The 26,325-nt window shown below is 65.4% G+C and carries 8 protein-coding genes; 2 read left to right on the top strand and 6 right to left on the bottom strand.

Annotation, left to right across the window (positions count from 1 at the left end; genetic code table 11):
* Positions 1-23: 23 nt before the first annotated feature.
* A complete protein-coding gene (locus CGA22_RS00040) occupies positions 24-872 on the top strand; it encodes an ureidoglycolate lyase (RefSeq protein WP_041020520.1) in 849 nt (282 codons plus the stop codon).
* 63 nt (positions 873-935) lie between these two features.
* Here the strand turns inward: CGA22_RS00040 and CGA22_RS00035 are convergent, their stop codons facing one another.
* Together CGA22_RS00035 and CGA22_RS00030 are read right to left on the bottom strand one after the other, a co-directional pair.
* Entirely contained in the window at positions 936-2,159 is a 1,224-nt protein-coding gene (locus CGA22_RS00035; protein ID WP_041020521.1) for a zinc-dependent alcohol dehydrogenase, read from the bottom strand.
* A gap of 254 nt (positions 2,160-2,413) precedes the next feature.
* On the bottom strand, positions 2,414-4,123 hold the full coding sequence (locus tag CGA22_RS00030) for an ABC transporter ATP-binding protein/permease (RefSeq protein ID WP_041020522.1): 1,710 nt from the start codon (positions 4,121-4,123) through the stop codon (positions 2,414-2,416).
* 194 nt (positions 4,124-4,317) lie between these two features.
* Between CGA22_RS00030 and fhuF the strand changes: the two genes are divergently transcribed.
* Complete coding sequence (gene fhuF / locus CGA22_RS00025; protein WP_084213697.1) at positions 4,318-5,007, top strand: siderophore-iron reductase FhuF; 690 nt, start codon at positions 4,318-4,320, stop codon at positions 5,005-5,007.
* Positions 5,008-5,214: 207 nt separating this feature from the next.
* Here fhuF and CGA22_RS00020 read toward each other — a convergent pair whose 3' ends face one another.
* The 4 genes from CGA22_RS00020 to CGA22_RS00005 all read right to left on the bottom strand — a co-directional run bounded on the left by CGA22_RS00020 (position 5,215) and on the right by CGA22_RS00005 (position 26,317).
* Positions 5,215-6,858 (bottom strand): cyclic peptide export ABC transporter, encoded by a 1,644-nt coding sequence (locus CGA22_RS00020; protein WP_041020523.1) that lies wholly within the window; start codon positions 6,856-6,858, stop codon positions 5,215-5,217.
* Between the two features lies 1 nt (position 6,859).
* Positions 6,860-10,690 (bottom strand): non-ribosomal peptide synthetase, encoded by a 3,831-nt coding sequence (locus CGA22_RS00015; protein WP_041020524.1) that lies wholly within the window; start codon positions 10,688-10,690, stop codon positions 6,860-6,862.
* The gene (locus CGA22_RS00010; RefSeq protein ID WP_188258450.1) at positions 10,687-20,895 is read right to left on the bottom strand and encodes a non-ribosomal peptide synthetase; all 10,209 of its coding nucleotides are present in this window, start codon (positions 20,893-20,895) and stop codon (positions 10,687-10,689) included. The genes CGA22_RS00015 and CGA22_RS00010 overlap by 4 nt, the downstream gene beginning before the upstream one ends.
* Before the next feature lie 91 nt (positions 20,896-20,986).
* Positions 20,987-26,317, bottom strand: coding sequence for a non-ribosomal peptide synthetase (locus CGA22_RS00005; RefSeq protein ID WP_317451648.1), 5,331 nt, complete (start codon positions 26,315-26,317; stop codon positions 20,987-20,989).
* Positions 26,318-26,325: the final 8 nt, after the last annotated feature.

Below are 26,325 nucleotides of genomic sequence, written 5' to 3'. Positions count from 1 at the left end.
TGGGTTTGAATGAGGAGCATTCGATGAAACTGTTGCGCTACGGCGAAAAAGGCGCGGAAAAACCCGGTCTGTTGGATGCGGATAATCGAATCCGCGACCTGTCGGAGCACGTGCCGGACATCGCGGGACACGTCTTGAGTCCGGAGGGGTTGGCGGCGCTGGCCGACCTCGACCCGAACAGCCTGCCGATCGTTGCTGGACAGCCACGGCTCGGTGCCTGTGTCGGGCACGTCGGCAAATTCATCTGCATTGGCCTGAACTACGCTGACCATGCGGCCGAGTCGAATATGGACGTGCCGAAGGAGCCGATCATCTTCGGCAAATGGACCAGTGCCATTTGCGGGCCGAACGACGATATCCAGATTCCCCGCGGCTCGCTCAAGACCGACTGGGAAGTGGAGTTGGGCGTCGTCATCGGCAGGGGCGGACGCAACATCGATGAAGCGAATGCGATGGAGCATGTCGCCGGCTATTGCGTCATCAACGATGTATCCGAGCGGGAGTGGCAGTTGGAGCGGGGCGGCACCTGGGACAAAGGCAAGGGCTTCGACACCTTCGGCCCCATGGGCCCGTGGCTGGTCACCCGGGACGAGGTCGGCGATCCCCATGGCCTGGACCTATGGCTGGAAGTCGATGGGCACCGCTACCAGAACGGCAATACGCGAACGCTGATCTTCAGCGTACCGCAACTGATCGCCTACCTGAGCCGATGCATGAGCCTGCAGCCGGGGGATGTGATCTCGACGGGAACACCCCCCGGGGTCGGCCTGGGCATCAAGCCGCAACCGGTGTTCCTGCGCCCGGGGCAGACCGTGCGCCTGGGCATCACGGGGCTGGGGGAGCAACGCCAGGTCACGGTGCAGGCGGAGTAATACCGGACCGTTTATCGCGTACGGGCTCGCCCAGTGTCTCCAGTGCTGCCCTGGTCGCTGAACTCAAGTTCCCAGCACCAGGGCCGGACCGTCACCCTCCGGCAATGCGATGGCTGAGTCGCCCGGCGTCAGGATGACCTTGCGGCAGTCCTCCTGCTTCTTGTCGAAAATCTCGTACCCCTCGGCGGCCTGTTCCAGCGACATCCGGTGGCTGATGATGACCTCCGGCGCCAGGCGACCGGTCTCGATGTGGCCGAGCAACTCGGGAAGATAGCGCTGCACATGGGTCTGTCCCATCTTGAACGTCAGGCCTTTGTCGAATGCATCGCCAAACAGGAAGCCGTGGATGAAGCCCGCATACACCCCCGGCACGCTCACGACCCCGCCACGGCGGACGGCCGCGATGCACTGGCGCAGGGCTTTGCCGCTGCTGCCTTCAAGCTTGAGCGTGGCGAGCACCGTCTCGGTGGTGCTGCCTTTGGCCTCGAAGCCCACCGCATCGACCACACCGTCGACACCGCGCATGCCTTTGGTCTGGCGAATGATCGTGTCGGCGGGGTCGTCGTCTTCATCGAAGTTGATCGGAATCACGCCATAGGTTTGCTGTGCGTAGGCGAGGCGATAGGGGTGGTGATCGACCATGAATATCTGCTCGGCGCCCAGCATCCTGGCGCATGCGGCACTCAACAAACCGACCGGCCCGGCGCCGTAGATGGCGATACTCGAGCCGTTGCCGATGCCTGCGTTGGTGACCGCCTGGAAAGCAGTGGGCAGGATGTCCGAAAGAAACAGCACCTTCTCGTCCGAAAGGGTCCCAGGCACTTTAAAGGGGCCGGTGTTGGCCTTCGGCACCCGTACATATTCGGCCTGCCCACCGGGTACGCCGCCATACAGGTGGCTGAAGCCGAACAGCGCTGCGCCGGGTGGGATGGCTTTCTTGTTGAGGATGGCACCGCGACCGGTGTTGGTCGTTTCGCAGGCTGCGAACAGGTCCATCTGGCAGAAAAAACAGCTGCCGCACGCGATCACGAACGGGATCACCACGCGGTCGCCGGGTTGAACGGCGGTCACTGCGGGACCTGCCTCTTCGACGATTCCCATGAACTCGTGTCCGAAGATATCGCCATGCTCGACCGAGGGGATCTTGCCGCGATAGAGGTGCAGGTCCGAACCACAGATGGCGGTCGCCGTGACGCGCAGGATGATGTCGTCGCTGTCCACCAGAACCGGGTCCGGAACGGTGTCGACTTTTACAGTGTGCGCACCGTGGTAAGTGAGTGCTCTCATGACGTCCTGCCTCTCTCTTTGTTTACATGCTGGTAAAGGGCAGAGGGAGGATGCCGGATGGAAGTTCAGAGAGATCTTGCGGCGCGGGGACTGGCGGTCATCGCGAAAGCGGTGGGTCAGTTTGGGGCGGTGTGGCGTGCGCTGGCGCCATCGCGAGCGGGCTCGCTCCCACATGGGAGCTGCTTCGCCCACAGATCTTGCAATCGTCCGAAAGCCCTGTGGGAGCGAGCCCGCTCGCGATGACGGCAGCCCGGCTAGCTGACGGCCGCCTGCTGGACCTTGCGATGCACCCACCGTGCCTCATCCTTGAGTTCCAGGACTTGCCAATGAATGTGCTCCAACGAGGCGTTGTGCCCGACGCTGATCAGAATCGTCTCCGGCAGCGTCTGCTTGAGCAGCTGATAGCAGCGCAGCTCGTTGACCGCGTCCAGTGCCGAGCTGCTCTCGTCGAGGAACAGCACCGTCGGACGGGCCAGCAGGGCGCGGACGAACGCGCAGCGTTGCTGCTCGCCAACGCTGAGGGTCTGGGCCCAATCCCGTTCCTCATCCAGTTGATCGCCCAGGTGTTGCAGGCCAACCTGCTCCATCACCTGGCGCAACGCGGCATCTTCTTCGGGCCGTGGCGGGTTGGGATACCAGAGCGCCTCGCGCAGGCAGCCCAGCGGCAGGTAGGGTTTTTGCGACAGGGTCAGGGCCCGCTCACGGTCGTAGCGGCTGGTGCCGCGAGCATGGGGCCAAAGCCCGCTGATGGTGCGAAGCAGGGTCGATTTACCGTAGCCGGACGGCGCGCTGATCATCAGGCTGTCGCCGGGTTTGAGCGACAGGTTGAAGCCCTTGAACAATTGCCGGCCGCTGGGCAGCCAGACGTCCAGGTCCTTGATCTCGAGGCCGCTGGCCTGCTGTTCGAGCCGGACCTCGGACTTGATTTCGAGGTGGTCCAGACGCTCCTGGAAACCGTTCAAACGGTCGATCACCGACTTCCATTCCGACAGTTCCGGAAACACGCTGACCAGGTAGGCGATGGCCGCGTGGACTTCGCCGAAGGCTGCGCTGATCTGCGTCAGGCGACCCAAGGGGAACGCGCCGGCGAAGAATTGCGGCGCCATGATGAACATGGGAATGACCGTGGCGCTGCGCAGGTAGAAGGTCGAATAGCCCATGATCAGCTTCTGCTTCTTGACCAGCGCCCAGAAATTCTCCAGCGCCGCTTCCAGACGCTGGTTGAAGCGCTCGTTCTCCACCGCTTCGCCACGGTATTGGGCTACCGAGTCGGCGTTTTCCCGCAGGCGGATGAGAGAGAAGCGGAAATCCGCTTCACGCCGTTGTTGCATGAAATTGAGGCTTGGCAATGCACGTCCCAGCCAGAAGGCCAGGCCGGTGCCCAACAGCGCATACACCAGCGCGATCCACACCAGCAGCCCCGGGATGACCACCGATTGGTCGTCGAACGGCACGCTGACCAGGTTCGACGCCTGCCAGAGAATATTCAGGAAGGAGAACAGCGACACCACCGACGTCAACAGTCCCAGGCTCAATTTCAGCGACTTGACGATAAACAGGTCGATGTCCTCGGCGATCCGCTGGTCGGGGTTATCGACCTCGGTCTCGGTCAGTTTCAGCTTCTGGTAGCGCTGGCTGCCCAGCCATTGGTCGAGCATGTTGCGGGTGGCCCAACGGCGCCAGCGTATGGTCAGCTTCTGCTGGAAGTGGAACGCGCCCACGGTAAACCCCGCCATGCCGACCTGCAGCAGGATGAACTGTAGGCTGCCGACGAGAAAGCCCTGATAGTCCAGGGCCTGCAACGCGTTGTAGAAATGCAGGTTCCAGAAGTTGTTGAGGATGTTGATGCCCACCAGGCACAGGGTCATCAACACGGTGCCCAACAACAGCAACAGGGCCGGGTATTTTTCCTCGGATGTCCAGAACGGCCGCGCGAGACGCCAGAAAGTGCGGAGTGTGTGCATGTGGTCTTGGTAAGCCCGGTCGCTGACGACGTTGAGTTTGCAGATGAGGAAGGATAGGATCAGCCAATGCTAATCGTTTGCATTAATTAGGGAAAGGGAGACCCGTCATCGAATTTCCAGAATGGCTCAACCAGGCCTGGCCGCCGATACGGCGGGTGATCCGGCAGGGAGCTGGCGACCAGCCTTGCGTCGCGTTGAGCCGACTTGCCGAGCCTGAGGTCCTGCAACCGCTGCTGGCCCGCTTCGCCCTGCGTTATCCGGGGGTGAACCGCGCCGCCGTGGTGTCGCAGTGGTCGATGAACTACATGAGCATCGTCCTGCCGGCGACCCTGGCCTGTGTGTTGACCCGCCATAGCGCCATCGATTTCTGGGGCGAAGAGGCGGTGCTGTTGCACGATGACGGTCAACCCTCGGCGCTGGGGCTGGCGAACCGACTGCCGGCGTTGGGCCCGGACGAGCGCGGGGCCTACTGGTCGCGGTTGGTCCACGAGCACCTGGCACCGCTGTTCGCGACCCTGGCTGCCGCCGGAGGGCTGGCGCCGAAGATACTGTGGGGCAACATGGTTGCCATCTGGGATGGTGCGTTCGCGCGAATGGACCCCGACCTGTCCCGGGACGGATTCGCCGAGGCACATGGGTGGCTGGAACCGGTCACGGTGAATGACGGGCGTCTGAAGCTGCGGGGCCTGCAACGCATGGTCGAATCACCCGCGCCGCAGATCTGCCCGTGCTTGCCCTTGCGCCGGCATTGCTGCCTGCATTACCAACTGCACGAACCCGTCGAAGGCCAACCGCCGGTGCTCTGCGAGTCCTGCCCCAAACTGCATCGCCTGCCCCTGGCGGAGCAGGTGAGCTACCTGCATTACATCTATGAAGAGGCGTGAGCCTCGTTAGGGGTAATGCTGTTCACCTAAGAAGAACGATGAACCTGTGGCGAGGGGATTTATCCCCGCTGGGCTGCAAAGCAGCCCCAAAGCCCTGCTACTCGGTATATCAGGTGGATTGAGTCGCCTGTGTTGGGGCTGCTACGCAGCCCAGCGGGGCGGTGCGACGTTTCGCTAAATCCCCTCGCCACAGGTCTATCGACCGCTTCAGGAGAGCATGGCCGGCGTCTTCATGGCGGCCTGGGGCGCGATTTCGCTGAGCTGGCCATGCTCGATACGAATCAACCGGTCCGCCAGGCCGAAGTAGGCATCGTCATGGGAAATGACGATCAGCAGTTTGCCGCGCTCGCGCAGGTCAGGCAGGATCCGGGTGTAGAAAAAGTGCTTGAACACCGGATCCTGGTCGGCCGCCCACTCGTCGAACAGGTAGCACGGACGATCATCCAGGTAGGCGCTGAGCAGCGCCAGACGCTTGCGTTGCCCGGTGGACAGCGCCAGTGTCGTCAGCTTGCCTTCCTCGATGTGCACCTTGTGATCCAGCTGCAGGTGGATCAGGTAGTCCTGGGCCTGCTTCACCAACTGCGGGTCGTCGCCATCGAACAGGTTCTCGAACAGGCAGAAGTCGGTGAAGATCGCCGAGAAGTGCTGGCGGTAGTGGTGGTTGTCATTGCTTGAGGAGACTTGCTCGTCGAGCATGATGTCGCCGCCTTCCGGCCGGTAGAGGCCCGTCAGCAACAAGGCCAGGGTGGTCTTGCCGCTGCCGTTGCCGCCGGTGATGAACACCACTTCGCCGGCATTCAACGTCAGGTCGATGGGGCCAAGGGTGAAATGACCGTCTTCGCGCTCGCGGTAGTAGGTATGGCTGACCTGCCGACACACCAGGCTGCGAACCTGGGTCGGAGAAAGGGAACCGTCGGCCTCGTCGGCGGTTTGCATCTCACCTTCCAGGGCACGGATCTTGTTCAGCGCGACGCTGGCCCGGCCCAGGGTCGGCAAGGCGTGCATCAGTTCCGACAACGGCGTGATCATGTACAGGATTGCCAGGATGTAGCCGGTCACCAGGCTGGCGCTCAGGTCGATGAACTGCGGCGCGGCGAACAGCACCACGCCGATCAGCAGGTAGAACACCGCATTACCCCAGTTCAGCACGAGGGCATAGATGCTCATGCCCCGTACAAAGTCCCGGCGGTACTGCTGGCTCACCGGTATCAGCAGGCGCGTGAAGAAGTGTTGCCGGCGCGGGTGGTTGAGTTGCAGCTCCTTGCTGCCGTCGGTGAGCAGGCGGTATTGGTCGAACAACTGGTCCTTGAGCTCCCGCGCGCGGGAGATCGAGGTCAGTGCCCGGCGCTGCGGCCAGTTGAAACTGAGGCTGCCCAGGGCAATCAACAGCATCGTCAAACCGAGCAACGGCAGGCTCAGCCAGCCCAGGTAGGCCAGGCACGCGGCGATGATCCCGGCATTGACCAGCAGGATCGGCACCAGCTCCACCGCCTGGCTGATGGTCTGGGTGTCGTCGGTCAGCATCGCCAGCAGACGGTGCTTGCCCAGGCGTTGCAACTGCGCGTAAGGCGTGTCGATCAGCTTGGCGCTCAGGTGCAGGCGCATGTCGTTGACCGCCCCCTGGCCCAGGCGCAGCAGACTGATGTCGGAGATCACCCGCGAAATCGCCACCAGCACCACCAGGCCACCGAAGTACAGGCCGTCCACCGGACGCAACTGATCGAACACGGTCAGGCTGTGGTTGATGTTGGCGATCAGCCCGGCGGCCGCGAGGCCGCAGATCAGGCCCGTCAGGGTCGCCACCAGCAGTGCGCGCCATGAGCGTTTAGCCATGAGTAACAACAGATCCATTTCAAACCGCTCCGTGTGTTGCAAAAGTCTCGAGATGCGCCGCCAATTGTTGATGCAGGGCGCCTTGCTCGAGAATGGTGAGGTGCTGCGCCTGGATGACTTCGCGGGTCAGCGGCCCGCTGCTCAGGCGTTCCCAGTGCGGGTCGACGAACTCGGCCTGGGCCAGGGTGTCGCTGGCCCACCAGACATGAACCGGGCAGCTTAGCTGCGCTGGCTTGAAGCTGGCTAGCAGGTGCTGTGTGTGCTGCTGATAGCGTAGTCGTGTTTGCAGGTGGTCCCAACTGTCGCCATCGAGTTGCAGGCCTTGCTGCCGGGCCCACTGCACCAGTTCCGGCAGGCGTGCTGCTGGGGGCAGGGCGCCCAGCTGCGCGGTCAACGCGGCGATGACGGCTGGCGGCAACTGACGCATCAGCGCCTGGCTGTCCAGGGTCAGCGCCTGCGCAGCCGACTCCAGCAGCGCCTCGACACTGTCTTCCGGCGCCTGATGCTGGTACTGCGAGTCGAGGATGCCGAGGAAGGCCACTTGCTCACCCTGGCTTTCCAGGCGTGCGGCCGCGGCAATCGCCAGCAGTCCACCGAGGGAGAAGCCCAGCAGGTGATAGGGCCCGTGGGGTTGCTGTTGGCGCAAATGCTCGACATAGAGCGCGGCGAGGCCCTCGATATCACCGTCCAGCGTGGTGCTGTCCTCGGCCAGATAGGCCGCCTGCAAACCCCAGAGGTTCCAGGACTGCAGAGGGGCCAGCAGCGTGCGGTAGTCCTGCACATGGCCGGTGGACGGATGGAAGCAGAACAGATTGGCCGCCTCGGCGTTGGGCGCCGACAGTCGGACCAGCGGCGAGAGCTTGAGCTCGGCCTGCACCAGCGCCGCAAAGGCCGAGACGCTGGGGGCGTTGAACACCGCATTGACCGTCACCGGTGCCGACAACGCGGTCTGCAGGCGACTGGCAAGCGTCACCGCTGCCAGGGAGTGGCCGCCCAGTTCGAAGAAGTCATCGTCGATGCCCACCCGCTCCAGGCCCAGCACTTGCGCCCAGACGTCGGCGAGCAGGGCTTCCAGCGGTGTGCGCGGCAAGGCGCTGCCAACCGTGTCGAGCACCTTGTCCGCCCATTGCTGCAAGGTCTTGCGGTCGAGCTTGCCGTTACCCATCAGCGGCAGTGCTTCGACAATCCGCAGGGTCGGCAGCATGTAGTCCGGCAGGCAATCCTGGGCCTGGCCGTGCAGCCGGGCGACGGAGGTCGAATGCCCGGGTACCAGGGTCATGAAGGCGAACAGTTGCTGGCCGAGCTCGCCCCGAGGGATGCATTCCACGGCGGCTTGGGCAACGCCGGGCAGTCCGGTCAGTTGCGCCTGTATCTCGTCGAGTTCCACGCGGAAGCCGCGGATCTTCACCTGGCGATCCGCCCGCCCGGTGATTTCCAGGCTGCCGTCATGGAGATAACGGGCCATGTCGCCGGTGCGATACAGGCGCTCGCCAGGCAGTTGGGCCAGTTCGATAAAGCGATCGGCGCTTTGTTGCGCGTCCAGGTAACCCCGTGCCAGTTGTGGGCCGCCGATGTACAGCTCGGCGCTTTGGCCAGGAGCGGCCAGGGCCTGCTGGTCGTCGAGCAAGTACAGGCGCATGCCGTCGAGACGGTCGCTGAGAGGCAAACGACGATAATCCACCGCCGGTTCGACAGCGTGCATCACCACCCCGACCGTGGTTTCGGTAGGGCCGTAATGGTTGAAGATCATCAGCGTAGGTGCGTGCTGGCGAATGCTCTGCAACAGACGCCGCGAGCAGCTTTCACCACCGAGGATCAATTGTTTGCGCGGCAGCACCGCAGCGCTTTGGGCGTGGATCAACCAGGCGTCAAGCAGCGACGGCACGATCTTCAAGTGATCGATCGGGTACTGCGCCTGCCACGCTGCCCAGGCCTGGGCGTCCATGGCGGTTTCCTTGTCCAGCAGGTGCAATTCGCCGCCGCTGAGCAGCGCCGGGAACAGCAGGGTGTAACCGAGGTCGGCCGCCAGCGACGTGACCACCGCGCTGCGCTCGCCGGCTGCGAGTTTCAAGCGCCGGGAGACGCTGGCGACATAACTGCCAAGCTGCCGGTGTTCGACGATGACGCCTTTGGGCGTGCCGGTGCTGCCCGAGGTGAACAGCACGTAGGCCGCGTCCTCGGGTTGGATGTCGACATCCGGTGCGCTGGTCGGCCCTTGTTGCCAGGCGGCCTCATTGCGCAGGTCGAGGCTGTCGACGGATGGCAGCACGGGAGCGCTGCCGGCCGCGCCGCTGAGGACGAAGGCCGGTTGCGCCTGCTGCAGGATCGCCAGGGAGCGTTGCGCGGGCTGCTGGGCATCCAACGGGATGAACGCCGCGCCGCTCTTGAGCACGGCCAGCATCGCCAGCACCATCTGCACCGAACGATCCAGGTACAACGCCACGCGGTCCTCGCGGCCGACACCCTGGGCCCTCAGGTAATGGGCCAGTTGATTGCTGCGTGCGTCCAGCTCGGCGTAGCTCAAGTGCCCGTTGTGATCGCGCAGGGCCAGGTGTCCGGGGAACTGCGCGGCACATTGGCTGAAGCGCGCTGGCACGCTGGTAAACGTCGGCGGCGCGTCGAGCGGGGGTTGCAAGGCTGCCAGCGTCGCCGCGAAGCCCGGCGCCTGCAACGACAGTTGCGACAGCGGTTTGTCCGGGTTGGCGAGGGCATCGAGCAACAACGATTGCAATTGTTCCAGCAGCGTCGTGGCGGCTTGTTCGCTGTAGCGGCTCGGCGGGTGAGACAGGTTCAGGCGATAGTCGCCGCCGAGGGTTTCGGCCACCAGCAGCAGCTCCATCCCCGACGGGATGGCTTGGACGTCCAGCACGGTAAGCGTCGATGCGCTGCTGCCCAGAAGGCCGAGCGGACCAGGCAACTGCGCACCCCATTGGAAGCCGTAATGGGAAGCCTCGATCGCCTGCGCAGCGCCGACGCCGCAATACTCCTGCCATTCGATGGCGTGTTCACAGAGTGTCTGCAGGTTCGCCAGCGCCTGGGCAAAAGAGTGCTCGGGCGCCGGCTCCCAGCGCAGGGGCAGGGGCTTGGCGAACTGGCCCCAGCAATCGGCAAGTTCTTCGTAATCGTCGCGGCAATCGTGGACCCAGTTCAGGGTCAGCGCCGGGCTGTCTCCGCTGCTCAAGCGCTGCAGCAGCACGCCCCAGGCGGCCATCAGCACTTGTTCGGCGGATGCACCGCGACGCTGGCAAAAACCGTCCAGGGCCATGCGCAATTGTGGCATGGCGGTCAGGCGAGTGATCACCGGCACATCGGCGTGATCGCTGCGTACCTGGCGGTAGAGCAATTCGCCGGTGGTCGAGTCGTCCAGCGCCTGGGTAGCCCAGAAGCGCCGGCCCTGCTCGGCATCGTCGTCGGCCTGCAATTCGTAGAGCCAGGCACTGTATTGGGTGTAGGTCATGGCTTCGTCGTCGAACGCCGGAGCCTGCACCGACGCCAGTGCCTGTACCAGGCGCAGCAAGGTCCCGCGGTCCGCGCTCAGCACGGGCAGTTGCAGCACGACCCGGTGCCGGTCTTCATCCACCGATTGCACCTCGACGGTGATCCCATCGGCTGCGGTGACGGTGGATTCAATGACCTGCAACGGCGTCAGCAACCCCGGCTCCGGCCGCACCCGCAAGCGCAGGGCTTCGTGGCAAGCACTCAACGCGGCGAGCCGTTGTTGCAGGCGCTCCAGCACCAATGCACCGCGAATTTCCAGTTCCAGCCGCACCGGCGGCAACCCACCCAGCCACTGGCTGCGTTGCTGCGGCGAGAGGGCGAAGGCTTCTTCACGCTTTTCGTAAGCCGTCATGCCTGCACCTCCGCCATTGGCAGCGCCTGCGCTTCAGGCAAATGCTCCTTCAGTTCTTCGCGGCGCATCATCTGGCCCATGGCAACACAGATCTTGCGCTCGCCTTCAAAAGGGTCCCGGGCGTGGGCCACCAGCATGTTGTCGAGCATCACCATGTCACCCTTTTGCCAGGTAAACCGCACGGCGCAGTCTTCGTAGGCCGCGCCGATCACCTCCATCACCGCATCTTCGATCACGCTGCCATCGCCGTAGTAGACGTTGCGCGGCAGATGCTCCGGGCCGAACAGATTGATCAGGTTGCTGCGCACTTCAGGCTCCAGGCAGGCGGTGTGGTGCAGTTGCACCTGGTTGAAGAACGACAGCTCGCCGGTCTCTGGGTGCTCGACAATCGCCGGGCAGTGCTGGGCGATACGCAGGTTATCGACCCCCAGCCATTCCCAGCGCATGCCCGATGCCCGGCATTGGCGTTCGACTTCCTCGCGCTGTTCGGTCTTGAAGAAGTCCTGCCAGCGCACGTCCAGCTTGTCGGTGAAGTGGCGCACGTAGAGCAAGCCGTGGGTTTTCAGACGGATGACGATGTCGTTCGGCAACCGCGCCAGTACCTGCCGGCAATCGACGATGGGCGTGCAGCCGCCCACGGGCGACGGTGTCTCGCAATAGAACCACTGCTTGCGCGGCCATTGCGGCAGGTGCGAGCTCTCGTTGTGGAAGAGAATCATGTGTTGTTCCGGGTACGGCGTGGAATGGTAGATGTTCTTGCCGGAGGTGTTCTTCGGCAGGTCGCCGTAGGTCCCGTAGAGGTCCGGTTCGATGGCCTGGGCGAATTGTTCGAACGCGGCGGCGTCCGGCAGGTTGAAGCCACGGAACAACAGGCCGCCGTGGGTGCGCAATTGCCCGTTGATCCATTCCCGGGCTTGCAGCGCCCAGTGCACCGGATCCAGGTCGCCCAGCAACGGCTCGATTACCAACGGCAGGGGTTGCCCGGCGATCAGGCTGCGGCTGCGCACCTGTTCGTGGGCCAACTGGCTGACGGCGGTGGCGCGGGTCTGCTTGAGCTTGCTCAGCTTGGAAAGCTTGCGGGCGCTGCGGGCCGTGGCGTCGTCGGCGGGCGAGTCGGACAGGGCGGGTGCGGCGCTGCCTTGGCCTTCCTCGAGGCGCCAGGACCAGTGGTCCAGTGCCTGTCCGGAGACCGAGGTGATCTGCTCGACCAGGCTTGCGAAGCCTTGCTCGAAACGCTGGACGGTCGCTTCCTGCAACACGCTGGTGCGATACACCCAGCGCACGTTCAGGCCCTGCTCTTCGTCTTCCTCGACAAACACCGCGAGGTCGAACTTGCTGCTCTCCTGGCGCGATACCAGGTGTTCCACCGCAAGGTCCGGCAGGTTGGCGTTGCCGCTCGGCGTGTTCTGCATGACGAACAGCACCTGGACCAACGGGTTCACCCCCGGTGTGCGCGGCGGTTGCAATTCCTCCACCAGCTTGTCGAACGGCACCTGCTGATGCTGGAAGGCCGAGAGGCAATCTTCACGCAAGCGTTGCAGGCGAGCGTCGAAGGTGTCGCCTTCGGTCAGGCGTGCGCGGATCGGCAGCACGTTGACGAAGAAGCCGATCAGGTGTTCCAGGGCCGGGTGTTCGCGGTTGGCCAGGTCGGTGCCGACGATGAAATCGCTGGCCCCGGTGGCGCGCTGCATCAGGCTGTTGAAGGCGTTGAGCAGGACCATGAACAGCGTCGCCCGTTGCTCCTGCGCATACGCCTTGAGCACTCGGGTCTGGGCCGGTGTGAAGCGTTGCTCCAGGGCCGCGCCCTGGTAATCGGGAAGCGCCGGGCGTGGGCAATCAAGCGGCAGCGGGATCAGCGTCGGTGCGCCTTCCATTTGCCGGCGCCAGTAGTCGATGGCCCGTGCCAGCAGCTGTTGCTGTGCTTCGCTGCGTTGCCAGTGGGCATAGTCGGCGTACTGGATCGGCAACGCCGGCAGGGCCGGCGTCGAACCGCTGGCGTACGCCTGATAGCCGATGATCAGTTCCTGGACGAGGATGCCCATGGACCAGGCGTCAGTGGCGATGTGATGCAGCACCAATTGCAGCACATGATCATCCGTGCCCAGGCGCAGCAGGTTGGCGCGCAGCATCGGCGCCTGTTGCAAGTCAAACGGGGTGCCGGCCTGCTCGTCGATCAGGCGTTGCATTGTGCTTGTCTGCGCTTCGCCGACCAGTTGACCCAGCTCGGTCGGCGTCAGGTCGACCCGCGGTGCCGGGCTGATCACCTGGCAGGGCTGGTCACCGTTGAGGTGGAAGGCGGTGCGCAACGACTCATGGCGCTCCAGCACAGCCTGCAACGCTGCTTGCAACGCCTGGATGTCCAGCGCCCCGCGCAACCTCACCACCGTACTCATGTTATAGGCGGCGCTCGGGCCTTCGAAGCGATCGAGGAACCACAAGCGCTGCTGGGCGTAGGACAACGGCAGCGGCTGGTGACGTGGCGCCAGGGCGATTTCATTGTCGCCCTCGGCCGCGACCTGGGTGTCGCGCTGCCGATCCACCGCTGCGGCCAGTTGCTCCAGGGTGCCGCGTTCGAACAGTGTGCGCAGGGGCAGGCTGACGTTCAGGCGCCGACGGATCCGCGACAGCACTTGGGTAGCCAGCAGCGAGTGGCCGCCGATGGCGAAGAAGTCATCGTGTACACCGACGCTGTCCAGGCCGAGGATCTCCTGCCAGAGTTCTGCCAGGACCTGCTCGGTGGCGGTGCGCGGTGCCACGCACCGCTCATCGGTGGTCTCGGTCTGAGGCACGCCTTTGGCGGCGAGGGCTCGGCGGTCGACCTTGCCGTTGGCGTTCAACGGCAATTGTTCCAGCGCCAGCCAGCGGGCCGGGACCATGTAATTCGCCAGTTGCGAGCCCAGGTAAGCGCTCAGTACCTGTTGCGCGGATTCGCCGCCCAGGTCGGCAGCGCTGTCGAGCACGTACCAGGCGACCAACTGCAAGGCGCCCCGGGTGTCGGGCAGCGCCAGGACGGCGGCGCTATCCACCGCCGGGTGTTGCATCAGGCGGTTTTCGATCTCGCCCAGTTCGATACGGTGACCACGGATCTTCACTTGCTGGTCGCGACGACCGAGGTACTCGATCACACCATCGGCGCGCATCCGGCCGATGTCGCCGCTGCGGTACAGGCGTGCGTCCGCCTGGAACGGGTGCGGGACAAAGGCTTCTCGGGTGCGCTGCGGGTCACGCAGGTAACCGCGACCCACGCCGACGCCACCGATGCACAACTCACCGGGAACGCCGAGGGGCACCATGCGCAGCTCCGAATCCAACACGAACACCTGATTATTGGCGGTCGGCTTGCCGATGGGCATGTGCAGGCAATCGTCGGTCGGGGCCTCGGTGATCGGGTGGAAGGCGACGTCGTCCGAGCATTCCGCCGGGCCGTAGGCGTTCATCAACGGAATCGCCGGGAAGCGTGCGAACCAGTCCCGGGCCAGGGCCGGTGGCAGGGCCTCGCCGGTGGGCAGTAGCCAGCGCAGGCTCGCCAGGCTGTGATGTGCCTGACTCTCCTGGAGCATGCCCCGGATCAGCGCCGGTACGGTTTCCAGCAGCGTCAGCCCGTGTTCCTGGACGGCATCGAGCAGGGCCACCGGGTCGTGGGCCTGAGCATCGGGCAGGATATGCACGGTGGCGCCGAACAGTGGCGCGGCGAGGAATTGCCACACGCTAATGTCGAACGCCGCGGACGCCGTCTGGGCAATCCGGTCGTGTTCACCCAGGCCCAGGCTCGGCACCTTGCCGAACATGTTGTTGAGCATCCCCCGTTGTTCGACCATGACCCCTTTCGGTGTGCCGGTGGAGCCCGAAGTGAAGATCACGTAGGCCAGTTGGTCAGGGTTGTGCGAATACGTAACCGGTGCTTGTTCGCCGCCTTGCCAGAGTGCTTGGGCGATCAGGCAGGTGGGTTGCCGGCGCAGCTGCGGCAGGACGTTGTCCAGCGTCGCCGTCGCGCTCTCGCAGACCAGCAGCAGCGGGGCTTCGCCGAGGTTCAGCAGTTCCGCCAGGCGGGTGGGCGGTTGCTGGATGTCCAGGGCCTGGAACGCGGCGCCGACCTTGAGCGTGGCGATCATCATCGTCAGCAAGGCCAGGCCACGCTCGGCAAACAGCGCCACCAGGGTTTCCGGACCGGCGCCGGACGCTTGCAGCGAGTGGGCGATGGCGTTGGCGCGGCGGTCCAGTTCGGCGTAGGTCAGCGATTGGCCCTGGCTGACCGCGGCGATGTGGTGCGGACGGCGCTGCACCTGATCGGCGAACAGCGCCGCATAGCCGCGCTCCAGCGGGAAGTCCACGGCGCTGCGGTTGCATTCGATCTGCAACTGCTGGCGCTCCGCTTCGGGGAGCATGTGCAGGCTGCCCAGGGGCGCCTGCGGCTGATCGAGCATGCTCGACAGCAGTTGCACCAGATGACCGAGCATGCGCTGCACGGTGTCGGTGCTGAAGCGCTGGCTGTCATAGGACAGGCGAATGCCCAGGCGGTCGCCGGGGTACAGCACCACCGTCATCGGGAAGTTGGTGTGCACCCGGTCTTCGTAGATGTCGATGCTGAAGGCATCCAGTTGCACGCTGCTGATGTCCAGCGGGGCGTTTTCGAACACCACCAGGCTGTCGAACAACTGCTGGCCACGGGGCACTTCACTGCAACGCTGGATGTCCACCAGCGATGCGCTTTCGTGCTCGCGCAATTGCGCGTTGTGCGACAGCAATGCCTGCAGCCAGTCGGCGACCGGCGCTTCGGGGTCGACGTCGACCCGCAGCGGCAGGCTGTTGATGAACAGCCCGACCATTTCCTCCACACCGGCCAGATCGGTCGGGCGGCCGGCCACAGTCACGCCGAACAGCACGTCGCGGTTGCCGCTGTAGCGCGACAGCAGCAGGGCCCAGGCGCCCTGGATCCAGGTGTTCGGCGTCAGCTGGTATTGCTGGCACAACTGCTGCAACCGCTGGGTCTGGGCGATGCTCAGGGTCTGGTCGAAGTCGCCGACCTGCTCCGGTGCCTGCTCGGGACGGGCCACGGGGCTGTCCACGTGCAGCGGCGTCGGCTCGCTGAAACCGGCCATTTCCGCTTGCCAGAAGGCGTGCGCGGCGGCCATGTCATGGCGCTCCAGCCAGCTCATGTAGCCGCGGAACGAACGCAGGCGCGGACGGGCCACGGGCTCCTGGCGTACCAGGGCCTGGTAGATCGCCAACAGATCTTCCATCAACAAACCGAAGCACCAGGCGTCGGTGAGGATATGGTGGAAGCTGCGCACCACGGCGAAGCGGCGCTCGTCGAGTTGGAACACCCGCAGATGGGTCAGCGGCGCGCAGGCCATGTCGAAACCTTGCAGGCGTTGCGCTTCCAGGGCCTGGTCCATCGCCAGGCGCTGCTGCTCTTCGTCGAGATGGCGCAGGTCCTGCCAGTCGAAGGCCCGATGGGTGTGCCGGTAGACGCATTGCAGCGGCTCGTGGTCTTCCTGCCACCAGAACGCGGTGCGCATCATCGGGTGCCGTTGCAGGAACAACTGCCAGGCCGCTTCCATGGCCGGGCGCTGCAATACGCCGTCCCAGCTGTAGCGTTGCTGCATCAGGTAGATACCGCTGTGGGGTTGCAGCAGGGTGTGCAGGAGCATGCCCTGTTGCATCGACGACAACGGGTAGACGTCTTCGATGTTCGACCAGTCCAGGGGCTCGGCCGCCAGGGTCGCCGCTTGCGTGTGGCACAGCGGGAAGGCCTGGCTGGCAGGGCGCAGGTCGGTTGCGCTGTGCAGCCCGGCGAGTTCGACCAAGCGTTGCATGAGCCGTGGCGCCCAAGTGGCGGCGAGGCCGCCCTGGTTGCGCAGGTGCAGGCAATCGTCCTGCCACCAGGCATCGAGTGTCAGTGGGCAGTCAGACGCCGCCAGTGGGTTTGCCGCTTCGACCCCGGTGAGGATGCCGTGCTCCTCGCGATGGCTGTCGAGGTTGCCCAGCCAGCGAATGGCGACCGCTGCCGCCGGCAGATCGCGCAGGGGCTCTTGCAGGTAGGTGTTGTCCGACAGGTAGCGCAAGGCACCGTAGTCAACGCCGTGTTGTGGGTAGGCGCGCATCTGCGCAACCACGGCCTGCACCCGTTGCAGCAGGCTGTCGCCTTCGGTCTGGAGGAAGTACGGCACGGCCAGATCCAGGGGGCCGAGGATGCGTGCCGGTTCGAGGTCGGCCACGGCGATGGGCGCATCGACAGGCAGGCGCTCGGTGGCGGGGCGGGTGCCTTGAACGCTCAGTGCGACCAGGCCGTCGCCGCCCAGCTCACGGCATTGTTCCACCACGGCAGCGGCCAGCAGGCTGTTCCAATCCAGCTGCAGCACCTCGGCCACGCGCTTGAGTTCGCTGGAGGTGGTGGCTGGCAGGGCGTGCTCGACCACGCTGGCGGGCTGTTCGCTTTCCGGCAGTTGCAGCGGATCCATGCTGGCGTATTGCAGCCAATGTTCCCAGGCATCGTCCAGGGCGTCGCTTTGTGCGTGTGCCTGCTGGTGTCGCGTCCACTGGCTGAAATCGCCGCCGGCATAGGACAGGCGGACCGGCCGGTGATACATCAGCTGTGCCAGCGCCAGGTTGAGGTCAGTGAGCAGCAGCGACCAGGATGCTTCATCCACACACAAGGGGTGAGCGGCCAGCAGCAGGGACGGCTTGCCGTCCACGTCCAGCAGGCAGGCGTGCAAGGTCTGGCCAGCGTCCAGCTCAAGCGCGTCGACACCGGCCTGGGCCAGGGCCTGCAAGTGCACCGGGTCGCACACGGCCAGTTTCTCGTGGGCGATCAGCGGTGCTTTGGCCGAGCCCAGGACGCGTTGCTGCCATTGCCCCTCGGGTAACGCTTTCAGTGCCAGGCGCAAAGCCTGGTGGTGTTGCTGCAAGGCGCTGATTGCCTGGCCCAGCAGGTTGCTGTCGATGGCCTGGGACAGCGCCACGCAGCGCCAGGTGGCCTTGAGCGGGCCCTGTTGCAGCCGCGCCAACTGGCCGGCGCCCAGTGGCAACTCGTAGCCATCGGTAAGGTTTTCCGCCACCCCTTGGCTGGCATCGGCACCCAGTACCCGGGCGATATCGGCGATGGTGCGGTTCTCGAACAACTGCCGAGGCGTGAGCTTCAGCCCCTGCTGGTTGGCGCGGGCGATGATCTGCAGGTTGATGATCGAGTCCCCCCCCAGCGCGAAGAAGTTGTCGTGCACGCCCACCCGTTCAAGCTTGAGGACGTCTTGCCAGATGTCGGCCAGCAGCGCTTCGACTTCGTTGCGCGGGGCGACGTGGCTGGCGCTGTCGTCGGTGGGTTTTTGCGGTGTCGGCAAGCGCTGGACGTCGACTTTGCCATTGCGGGTGAGGGGCAGTTCGTCGAGGGTGATGAAGTGCGCCGGCACCATGTAGTCCGGCACGCGGGCGCTGAGGTCGTTGCGCAGCTTGGCGGGGGAGATCGATTGGCTGGCGACCAGCCAGGCCACCAGGCGTGGGCTGCCGTCCAGTTCGACGACGCGCACCAGTGCCTGCTCGATCAGCGGTGACAGGCGCTTGATCTGCGCCTCGACTTCGCCCAGCTCCAGGCGGTTGCCACGGATCTTCACCTGGCTGTCGACGCGGCCAAGGAACGCGATTTGACCGTCGACTTGCCAGCGCACGCGGTCGCCGGAGCGATACCAGCGTTGCTCGTTCGCATCGAGATGGAAGCGTTCGGCAGTGAGGTCGTCCCGGTGCAGGTAACCCCGGGCCAGGGCGCCGCTGATCAGCAGTTCACCGGACACGCCGATGGCCGCCAGGCGACCGTTGCCGTCGACCACCTGCAGTTGACGGTTCGGCAACGGCCGGCCGAGGGCGATGCTGCGCAGGCCTGCCGGCAGTTCGGTCGCGATGGCGCCGACGGTCGCTTCACTCGGACCATAGTGGTTGAACACCTTCAAGCCCGGTGCCAGGCGGTTCACCTGCTCCAGCAGCGCCGGGCTGAGGGCGTCGCCACCGAACACCAGCAGCGCGCGCGGCAGCAGGCGCGCATCGGGCAGTGCCTGCAACAGGCCGGCGAGGTGGCTTGGGGTGATTTTCAGTACATCCACCGGATGCTGGTCGAAGAGTTCGGCCAGGGCCAGTGGGTTGAAACCGCTGTCTTCATCCACCAGCAACAGGCTGGCGCCGCTGCACAGGGCACCGAACAGTTGGGTATGGCCGAGGTCGGCGGCGATGCTCGACAACAAGCCGTAGCGGGCGGCCGCCGGCGGGTTGAGTACGGCCTGCACCGCCGTCAGGTAGTCGACGATGGACCGGTGCTCGACCACCACACCCTTGGGCGTGCCGGTGGAGCCCGAGGTGTAGATCACGTAGGCGGCATCGGTCGGGCTGTGGGCCACGGCGGGTGGCGTGTCCGGCTGGGTGGCGATGGCCTGGGCCTGTTCGGTCAGCCACAGCGCCGGCGTATGCTCGGCCAGGCCCTTGAGCAGCGGCGAAGGGCTGGCGCCGATCAGCAACGCGGCACGGCTGTCCACCAGCACGTCGACCAGGCGGCCGGCGGGCTGCTTGATGTCCAGCGGCAGGTACGCCGCGCCGGCCTTGAGGGTGGCGAGCAGGGCAACGACGAAATCGGCGCTGCGTTCCATGGCCAGGGCGACCACGCTGTCGTGGCCGATGCCCTGGGCGCGCAGGTATTGGCTGAGGCGGTTGGCCTGTCGATCGAGTTCACGGTAGGTCAGTGCCACCTGGCGATCGCGTACCGCCAGTTGTTCGGGGTATGCGACCACCTGTTGTTCGAAACGCTGGTGCAGGCAGTCCTGAGGCACCGGCAATTGCGCGCCGAGCCCTTGTACCAGCAACTGCTGGCGTTCTTCCGGGCTCAGCCACTCCAGTTCGTTGACCCGGCACTGCCCCTGCGCCGTCATCGCCAACAGAATCGCGCGCAACTGTGCGGACAGCACCGCGACCTCGGCGTCGCTGAAGCGGCTGCGGTCGTAGCTGATCAGGTAGTGCAACTGTTTGTCCGGCATCACGATCAGCGACAGCGGGAAGTGGTTGCGACCCTGGGTCAGGGTGATGCCGTCGGCCCGCTGCTCGCTGGCCGGGGCGCTGAAGCTCAAGCCGCCGGTGTCCTGGTTCAGTGCATCGGTGACCGGGAAGTTTTCGAACACCAGGATCGAATCGAACAGCGCCTGTTCAGCGGCGATGCGCGTCATCGACTTGAGTTTGCCCAGGGGCAGGTAGGCGTGGTGGCGCAGGTCGCTGTTGGCGTGCTGCAACTGCTGCAGCCAATCCACCAGCGCCGGGCTGTCGGCCCACTGTACCCGCAGCGGCAGGGTGTTGATGAACAGCCCGACGGTGCTGTCGACCGCCGCCAGGTTCTCCGGGCGGCCGGCGACGGTGACGCCGTAAACCACGTCGTCACGCCCGGCATGTTGGCCCAGCAGCAACGCCCAGGCGCCCTGGATCAAGGTGTTGATGGTCAGGTCGTGGCGACGGGCGAACTGTGACAGCTGCTCGGTTTCGCTGTCGTCCAGCAGGCTTTCCCGCTCGGCGAAAGGCGCCCCTGCAGGCGCGGCCTCGCGCACGGCAAAGTTGGGCAGCGGAGTCGGTTCGCTCAGGTCCTGCAACTGCTCGCGCCAGAAGCCTTCGGTGGCCGCCATGTCCTGCTCCGCCAGCCAGGCGATGTAGTCGCGGTAGGCTCGGGTCGGTGGCAGGTGGGCGGGGCGGCCATGGGCTTGCTCGTAGTAGAGCGCCAGCCATTCCTGCACTGCGATGCCGACGCTCCAGCCGTCCATGAGGATGTGATGGAAGGTCCAGATCAGGTGCCAGCGCTCGGGTGCCAGGCGCACCAGGCAGACGCGCATCAGCGGCGATTCATTCAGCTCCAGGGGTTGCGCCCGTTGCTCCAGGCCCAATTGTTCCAGGGCGGCCTGTGGGTCGGCGCGGTCTTGCCAGTCCAGTTCGGTCAGGGGCAGCTCGACGTCCTGCTGCACCACCTGATAGGCATCGTCCAGCTCTTCCCAGAGAAACGCGCTGCGCAGCACGGCGTGGCGCTGCATCAGCGCCTGCCAGGCACCGCGAAAGGCGTTGAGTTGCAGCGGGCCGTTCATTTCCAGGCTCAATTGCTGGTAGTACACCCGCGAATCCGGTTCAAAGACACTGTGGAACAACAGGCCGTGCTGGGTCGGCGATAGGGAGTAGATGTCTTCGATGTTGTTCATGCTTGCTTGGTCCATTTCAAAGGCTTGAAAACAGTGAGTGTCGGGCTGACGCCGCGGTGGTCGGGCGATGACCCCGCGGCGGCTGCGCCACTCACTGGCTTTGGGAGTTCGGTTTGGTCTTGAGCTTGCCCAGCAGTTTGTCCAGGGACTTCTGGTTCAGCGCCTTGGCGAGCGGGAAGTCCGAGGGCATCAGCGCACCGGCCTGCGGATCGAGGCAGTGCTCGACCAGCGCTTGCAGATGCTCCAGCAGGCGAGCGGGCAAGCGGCTGTCGGCCTCCGGCGTGACGCTGTGCCATTCGACACGCAACACGCCGTCCTCCAGCCACGCCACCACTTCGCGGGCGTGGGTCACCCGGTTTGCCGGCGACACGTCTGCCGGTGGGGTCAGGCTGCTGGCGCGCAACCAGCCCTCGGGCGTTTGTTCATGCCCCAGGTAGTTGAACAGCACGTCGCCGTGACTGGCCGGCAGCTGGCCGCGTTGACGCAGCAAGCCGTAGCCGAGGCCTTGGCCCGGCACGGCACGCAAGGCTTCCTTGGCGTTGCGCACCTGGTCACCACGGGCGCCGCTGGCGCTGACGCGCAGCGGGAACAGCGTGGTGAACCAGCCGACCGTGCGGCTGACGTCCAGACCATCGAAAGGCGCATCGCGGCCATGGCGCTCCAGGTCCACGACGATGTCGCTGCGACCTTCGGTTTCCGCCAGGGTCGCTGCGAGGGCGGCGATCAGCAGTTCTTCCGGTTGCGTGCGGTACGCCGCGTGGGACTCGGTCAGCCATTGGTGAGTGCGGGTCGCCTCCCAACGGGCCGACAGGGTCCGGCGCTCGGCCACGGTGGCAACCGGCGGCCGGTTCACGCTGATCTGAGTGCTCCAGTAGCGCTGTTCGCCCGCTACCTTGGCGGCGTGGACGTGCAGGTGCTCGGCCCATTGCCGGTAGGAGGTGGTTTTCGCCGGCAAGGTGGGTTGTTCGCCGCGCTCCAGACCTGAATACAGGTGTTGGAAATCCTCCAGCAGCGGCGTCCAGGACACCGCATCCACCACCAGGTGATGAGCCACCAGGTACAGGCGCTGGGGTTCACCTTCCAGCAGGGCCGCGGCAAACAGGGGACCGTGTTGCAGGTCCAGGCTTTGCGCGACGCGCAGCAGTTGGTCCGGGTGCTCGCAGCAAGTCAGTTGCGCCGGCGCCACGGGGGCGATCCGCGCCTGCCATTGCCCATCGACTTCGGCGAAGCGCAAGCGCAGGGCGTCGTGATGCCCGACCAGGCGATCCAACACCGCCTGCACGATGGCCGGCTCAAGACGCCGGTCGCTGTCGGCCAACACGGACTGGTTCCAGTGCGCGGCCTGGGGCTGCTGCTGATCGAAGAACCACTGGTGCAACGGCATCAACGGCATCGCACCGGTGACTTCACCCTGTTCGGCCTGGGTCAGCAGGGCCGTGGTCACCTGGGCCAGCGCCGCCGGGGTGGGCGAGCGGAACAGGTCCCGTGGTGTCAGCGAGTAGCCGTGTTCGCGCAGACGTGAGATCAGCTTGAGACCGAGAATCGAATCACCGCCCAAGGCGAAGAAGCTGTCGGTGGTGCCGACTGCGCGGCCGCCGGTCAGGCTTTCGCCGAGCAGCTCGCCGAACAACTGGCACAACAGGCTTTCCAGCGCGTTGCGCGGTGCGGCGTAGTCTTTCTGGGTTTGCGGCAAGGGCAGGGCCGCCAGGGCCTTGCGGTCGATCTTGCCGTTGCTGTTCAGCGGCAGCGTCGGGATGTGGACCCATACCGCCGGCACCATGTAGGCCGGCAACTCGGTGGCGAGCAGGGTGTCGAGGCCCGATTGCGCGGCGCTGCTGCTGTAGAACGCCACCAGACGGTTATCGATGACCAGGGTGCAGGCCCCGGTGATGGCCGGCAGGTTCAGCACGGCGGCGTCGATCTCACCGAGTTCGATACGCTGGCCGCGCAGCTTCACCTGATGATCCAGGCGCCCGAGGTATTCGATGTTGCCATCGGCCAGGAAGCGGCAGCGGTCGCCGGTGCGGTACAGACGATCACCGTCGATGAACGGGCTGGCGAGGAAGCGTTCCTCGGTCAGGTCGGGACGCTTGAGGTAACCCCGAGCAACGCCGACACCGCCGATGTGCAACTCGCCGATGCTGCCAATCGGCAGCGGCTTCAGGCTTTCGTCGAGGATGTACAGGCGCAGGTTGGCGATGGGTTTGCCGATGGGCACGATCACATCGTCCACCGAGCAGCGCCAGACCGACACGTCGATGGCCGCTTCGGTCGGGCCGTACAGGTTGACCAGTGCCGCCGGGTGTTGGCCCATGAAGCGCCGCACCAGATCCACCGGCAGCGCCTCGCCGCTGGCAAACACCTGGCGCAGGCTGCGGCAGTCGACCAGGCTCGGCTCCTCGACAAAGGCGCGGAGCATCGACGGTACGAAGTGCAACGTGGTGACCTGTTCCTGCTGGATCAACTGGCTGAGGTACGCCGGATCGCGATGACCATCGGGACGCGCGACCACCAGGGTGGCGCCGGTGATCAGCGGCCAGAAGAACTCCCACACCGAGACGTCGAAGCTGTACGGGGTTTTCTGCAGCACACGGTCGTTCGGACCAATCGGGAACGCGTCCTGCATCCAGTACAGGCGGTTCATCAAGGCGCCGTGTTCGTTCATCACGCCTTTCGGTTGGCCGGTGGAGCCGGAGGTGTAGAGCACGTAGGCCAGGTCGCTGGCGGCGACGCTGATCGGGTCGAACGCCGGCGCCTGGGGCAGGGTGTCAAGGGTCCAGGCCTGATGGCTGGCCGGCAGGCGCGACAGCCACTGGGCCTGGGTCAAGGTGACCTTGGCGTCAGCGTCTTCGATCAGGAAGGCCAGGCGTCCGGCGGGCAGTTCCGGATCCAGCGGCAGCCACGCGGCGCCGGCATGGACGATGCCGAGCAGGGCGACGACCATGTCCACCGAGCGCTCCATGCACACCGGCACGATGTCATCGGTGCCGATGCCGGCCGCGCGCAGGGCCCGGGCGACGGCTTGCGCCCGTTGATCCAGCTCGGCGTAGCTCAGGCGTTGGCCTTCGAACACCAGCGCCGGGGCGTTGGGGCTGAGGGCGGCTTGCTGGCTGAGGGCAGTGTGCAGGTCGGTGGGGCCGCTGTAATGGCGCTCGGTGGCGTTCCAGCGGTCCAGTTGCTGCTGATCCTGCTGCTGCGGGAACAGCTCGATCAGCGTTCGCCCAGGCGCCGCCACCAACGCATCCAGCAATGCACACCATTGCGCGCTCCAGCGTTGCATCGTCAATTCGTCGAACAGCGCCGCCTGGTATTCCAGCGCCAGGGTCATGTCGCTGCCGTCGTCCTGGACTTCCCAGCTCTGTTCGAACTTGGCATCGACCACCGGCAGCGTCTGCTCTTCGACCTCCAGTCCCGGCCATTGGCTGCTGTCCACGCGGCCATAGTTGAGGGAGAACAGCACCTGGAACAGCGGTGTGCGGTTCAGGTCGCGGTGCTGGGCGACGGCGCCGACCAGGGTGGCGAAGGGCAGGTCGGCGTGGGCCTGGGCCGCGCGCAGATCGGCTTCGAGACTGGCGAGCAACTGCTCGGCCGGGGCTCGCTGGTCGACTTCGCTGCGGATCACCAGGGTGTTGACCAGGCACGCCAGCAGCGTCTGGGATTGCGGCTGATCGCGCTGGTCCGCCGGGGTGCCGAGACGAATCTCGCGCTGACCGCTGTAACGCGCCAGCAGTGCGCTCAGGGCCGAGGCCAGCACCACGTAAGTGGTGGTGCCGCGCTGACGGGCGAACTGGCGGATCGATTCGGCGCGCTGGGCGCCGAGGTTGACGATCAGTTGCCGGGCCCGACGATCGGCTTCGGCGCCCCGTGGATGGTCGATGGGCAGGTCGAGCTGGTAGTCGTCCTGGCCCAGGTGGTTTTTCCAGTAATCCAGGCTGTTATTGCGTCGGGCCTGGGTGTCCGGGTGCTGTTGCCACAGGGCGAAGTCGACATAGTCGATCTCCAGCGGCGTCCAGGCCGGCGACTGTCCCTCGAGGCCGGCGGCGTAGGCCTGGGTCAGCTCGTCGATGAGCAATTGCATGGCCCAACCGTCGGTGGCGCTGTGGTGCAGGCACACCAGCAACAGGTTTTCGTCGCTGTCCTGGCGTTGCAGCAGGTGCGCACGCCAAGGTGCGGCGGCAGCCAGGTCGAACGGCGCCATCAACTCGGCTTGGGCCGTGGCGCAGGTCACGGTCCAATCCTGTGTGGTAACGGCAGTGACCGTGAGCGCCGCCCCGTGATCGTCGATCAGCAGTTGCGGCTCGCCCTGGACTTCGACAATCCGGCTGCGCAACACCAGGTGGCGTTGGCTGACCTGTTCGAAGGCTTCGCGCAAGACGCGGACCTGCAGGTCGCCGCGCAACGTCAGGGCGAACGGCATGTGGTACTCGCGGGAGTCCGGCACCAGGCGACTGAGCATCCAGAAGCGCTTCTGTGCCAGCCCCAAGGGCAGTGCCGCCGGACGCGGCTGCGCGGTGATCGATTCGTCCGCTGTCGCCACGCCCAGGTAATCGGCCAGAGCTGCGACTGTCGGGCGTTCGAACACCACCGCCAACGGCAGGGAAACCCCCAGGCGTTCACGGACCCGGCTGACCAGTCGGGTCGCCAACAGGGAATGGCCGCCGAGCTGGAAGAAATGAGCTTCGATGCCCACCGACGCGCATTCCAGCACTTCGCTGAACAGCTCGCAGAGCGCGCTTTGCGTGGCGGTGAGCGGCGCGGTGTACGGCCGGTCGCTGTGGTGTTCCGGTAGCGGGGTGGCGGCGAGGGCCTTGCGGTCGAGTTTGCCGTTGCTGTTCAGGGGCAGGCTGTCGAGCTGGACGAAGAAGCTGGGCAGCATGTGCGAGGGCAGGTTGTCGCTCAGTGCGCTGCGAATGGCAACCTCGTCAGCGTCGCCACACCAGAAACTCACCAAGCGTTGCTCCAGCAGCAGGGTCGCGGCGTCGCGCACACCGTTTTGCGCCAGCAGCTCGGCGTCGATTTCGCCAAGTTCGATGCGCTGGCCGCGCAGTTTCACCTGATGATCCAGGCGCCCGAGGTATTCGATGTTGCCATCGGCCAGGAAGCGGCAGCGGTCGCCGGTGCGGTACAGGCGATCCCCGTCGATGAACGGGCTGGCGAGGAAGCGTTCCTCGGTCAGGTCGGGACGCTTGAGGTAGCCCCGAGCGACGCCGACACCGCCGATGTATAACTCGCCGATGCTGCCGATGGGCAGCGGTTGCAGGCTTTCGTCGAGGATGTACAGGCGCAGATTGGCGATGGGTTTGCCGATGGGCACGATCACATCGTCCACCGAGCAGCGCCAGACCGACACGTCGATGGCCGCTTCGGTCGGGCCGTACAGGTTGACCAGTGCCGCCGGGTGTTGGCCCATGAAGCGCCGCACCAGATCCA

This window comes from Pseudomonas sp. PSB18 (assembly GCF_014596565.1).
Lineage (GTDB): Bacteria > Pseudomonadota > Gammaproteobacteria > Pseudomonadales > Pseudomonadaceae > Aquipseudomonas.
Note: the sequence above shows the minus strand (reverse complement) of the source record. Positions and strands in the feature narration are given on the sequence as shown.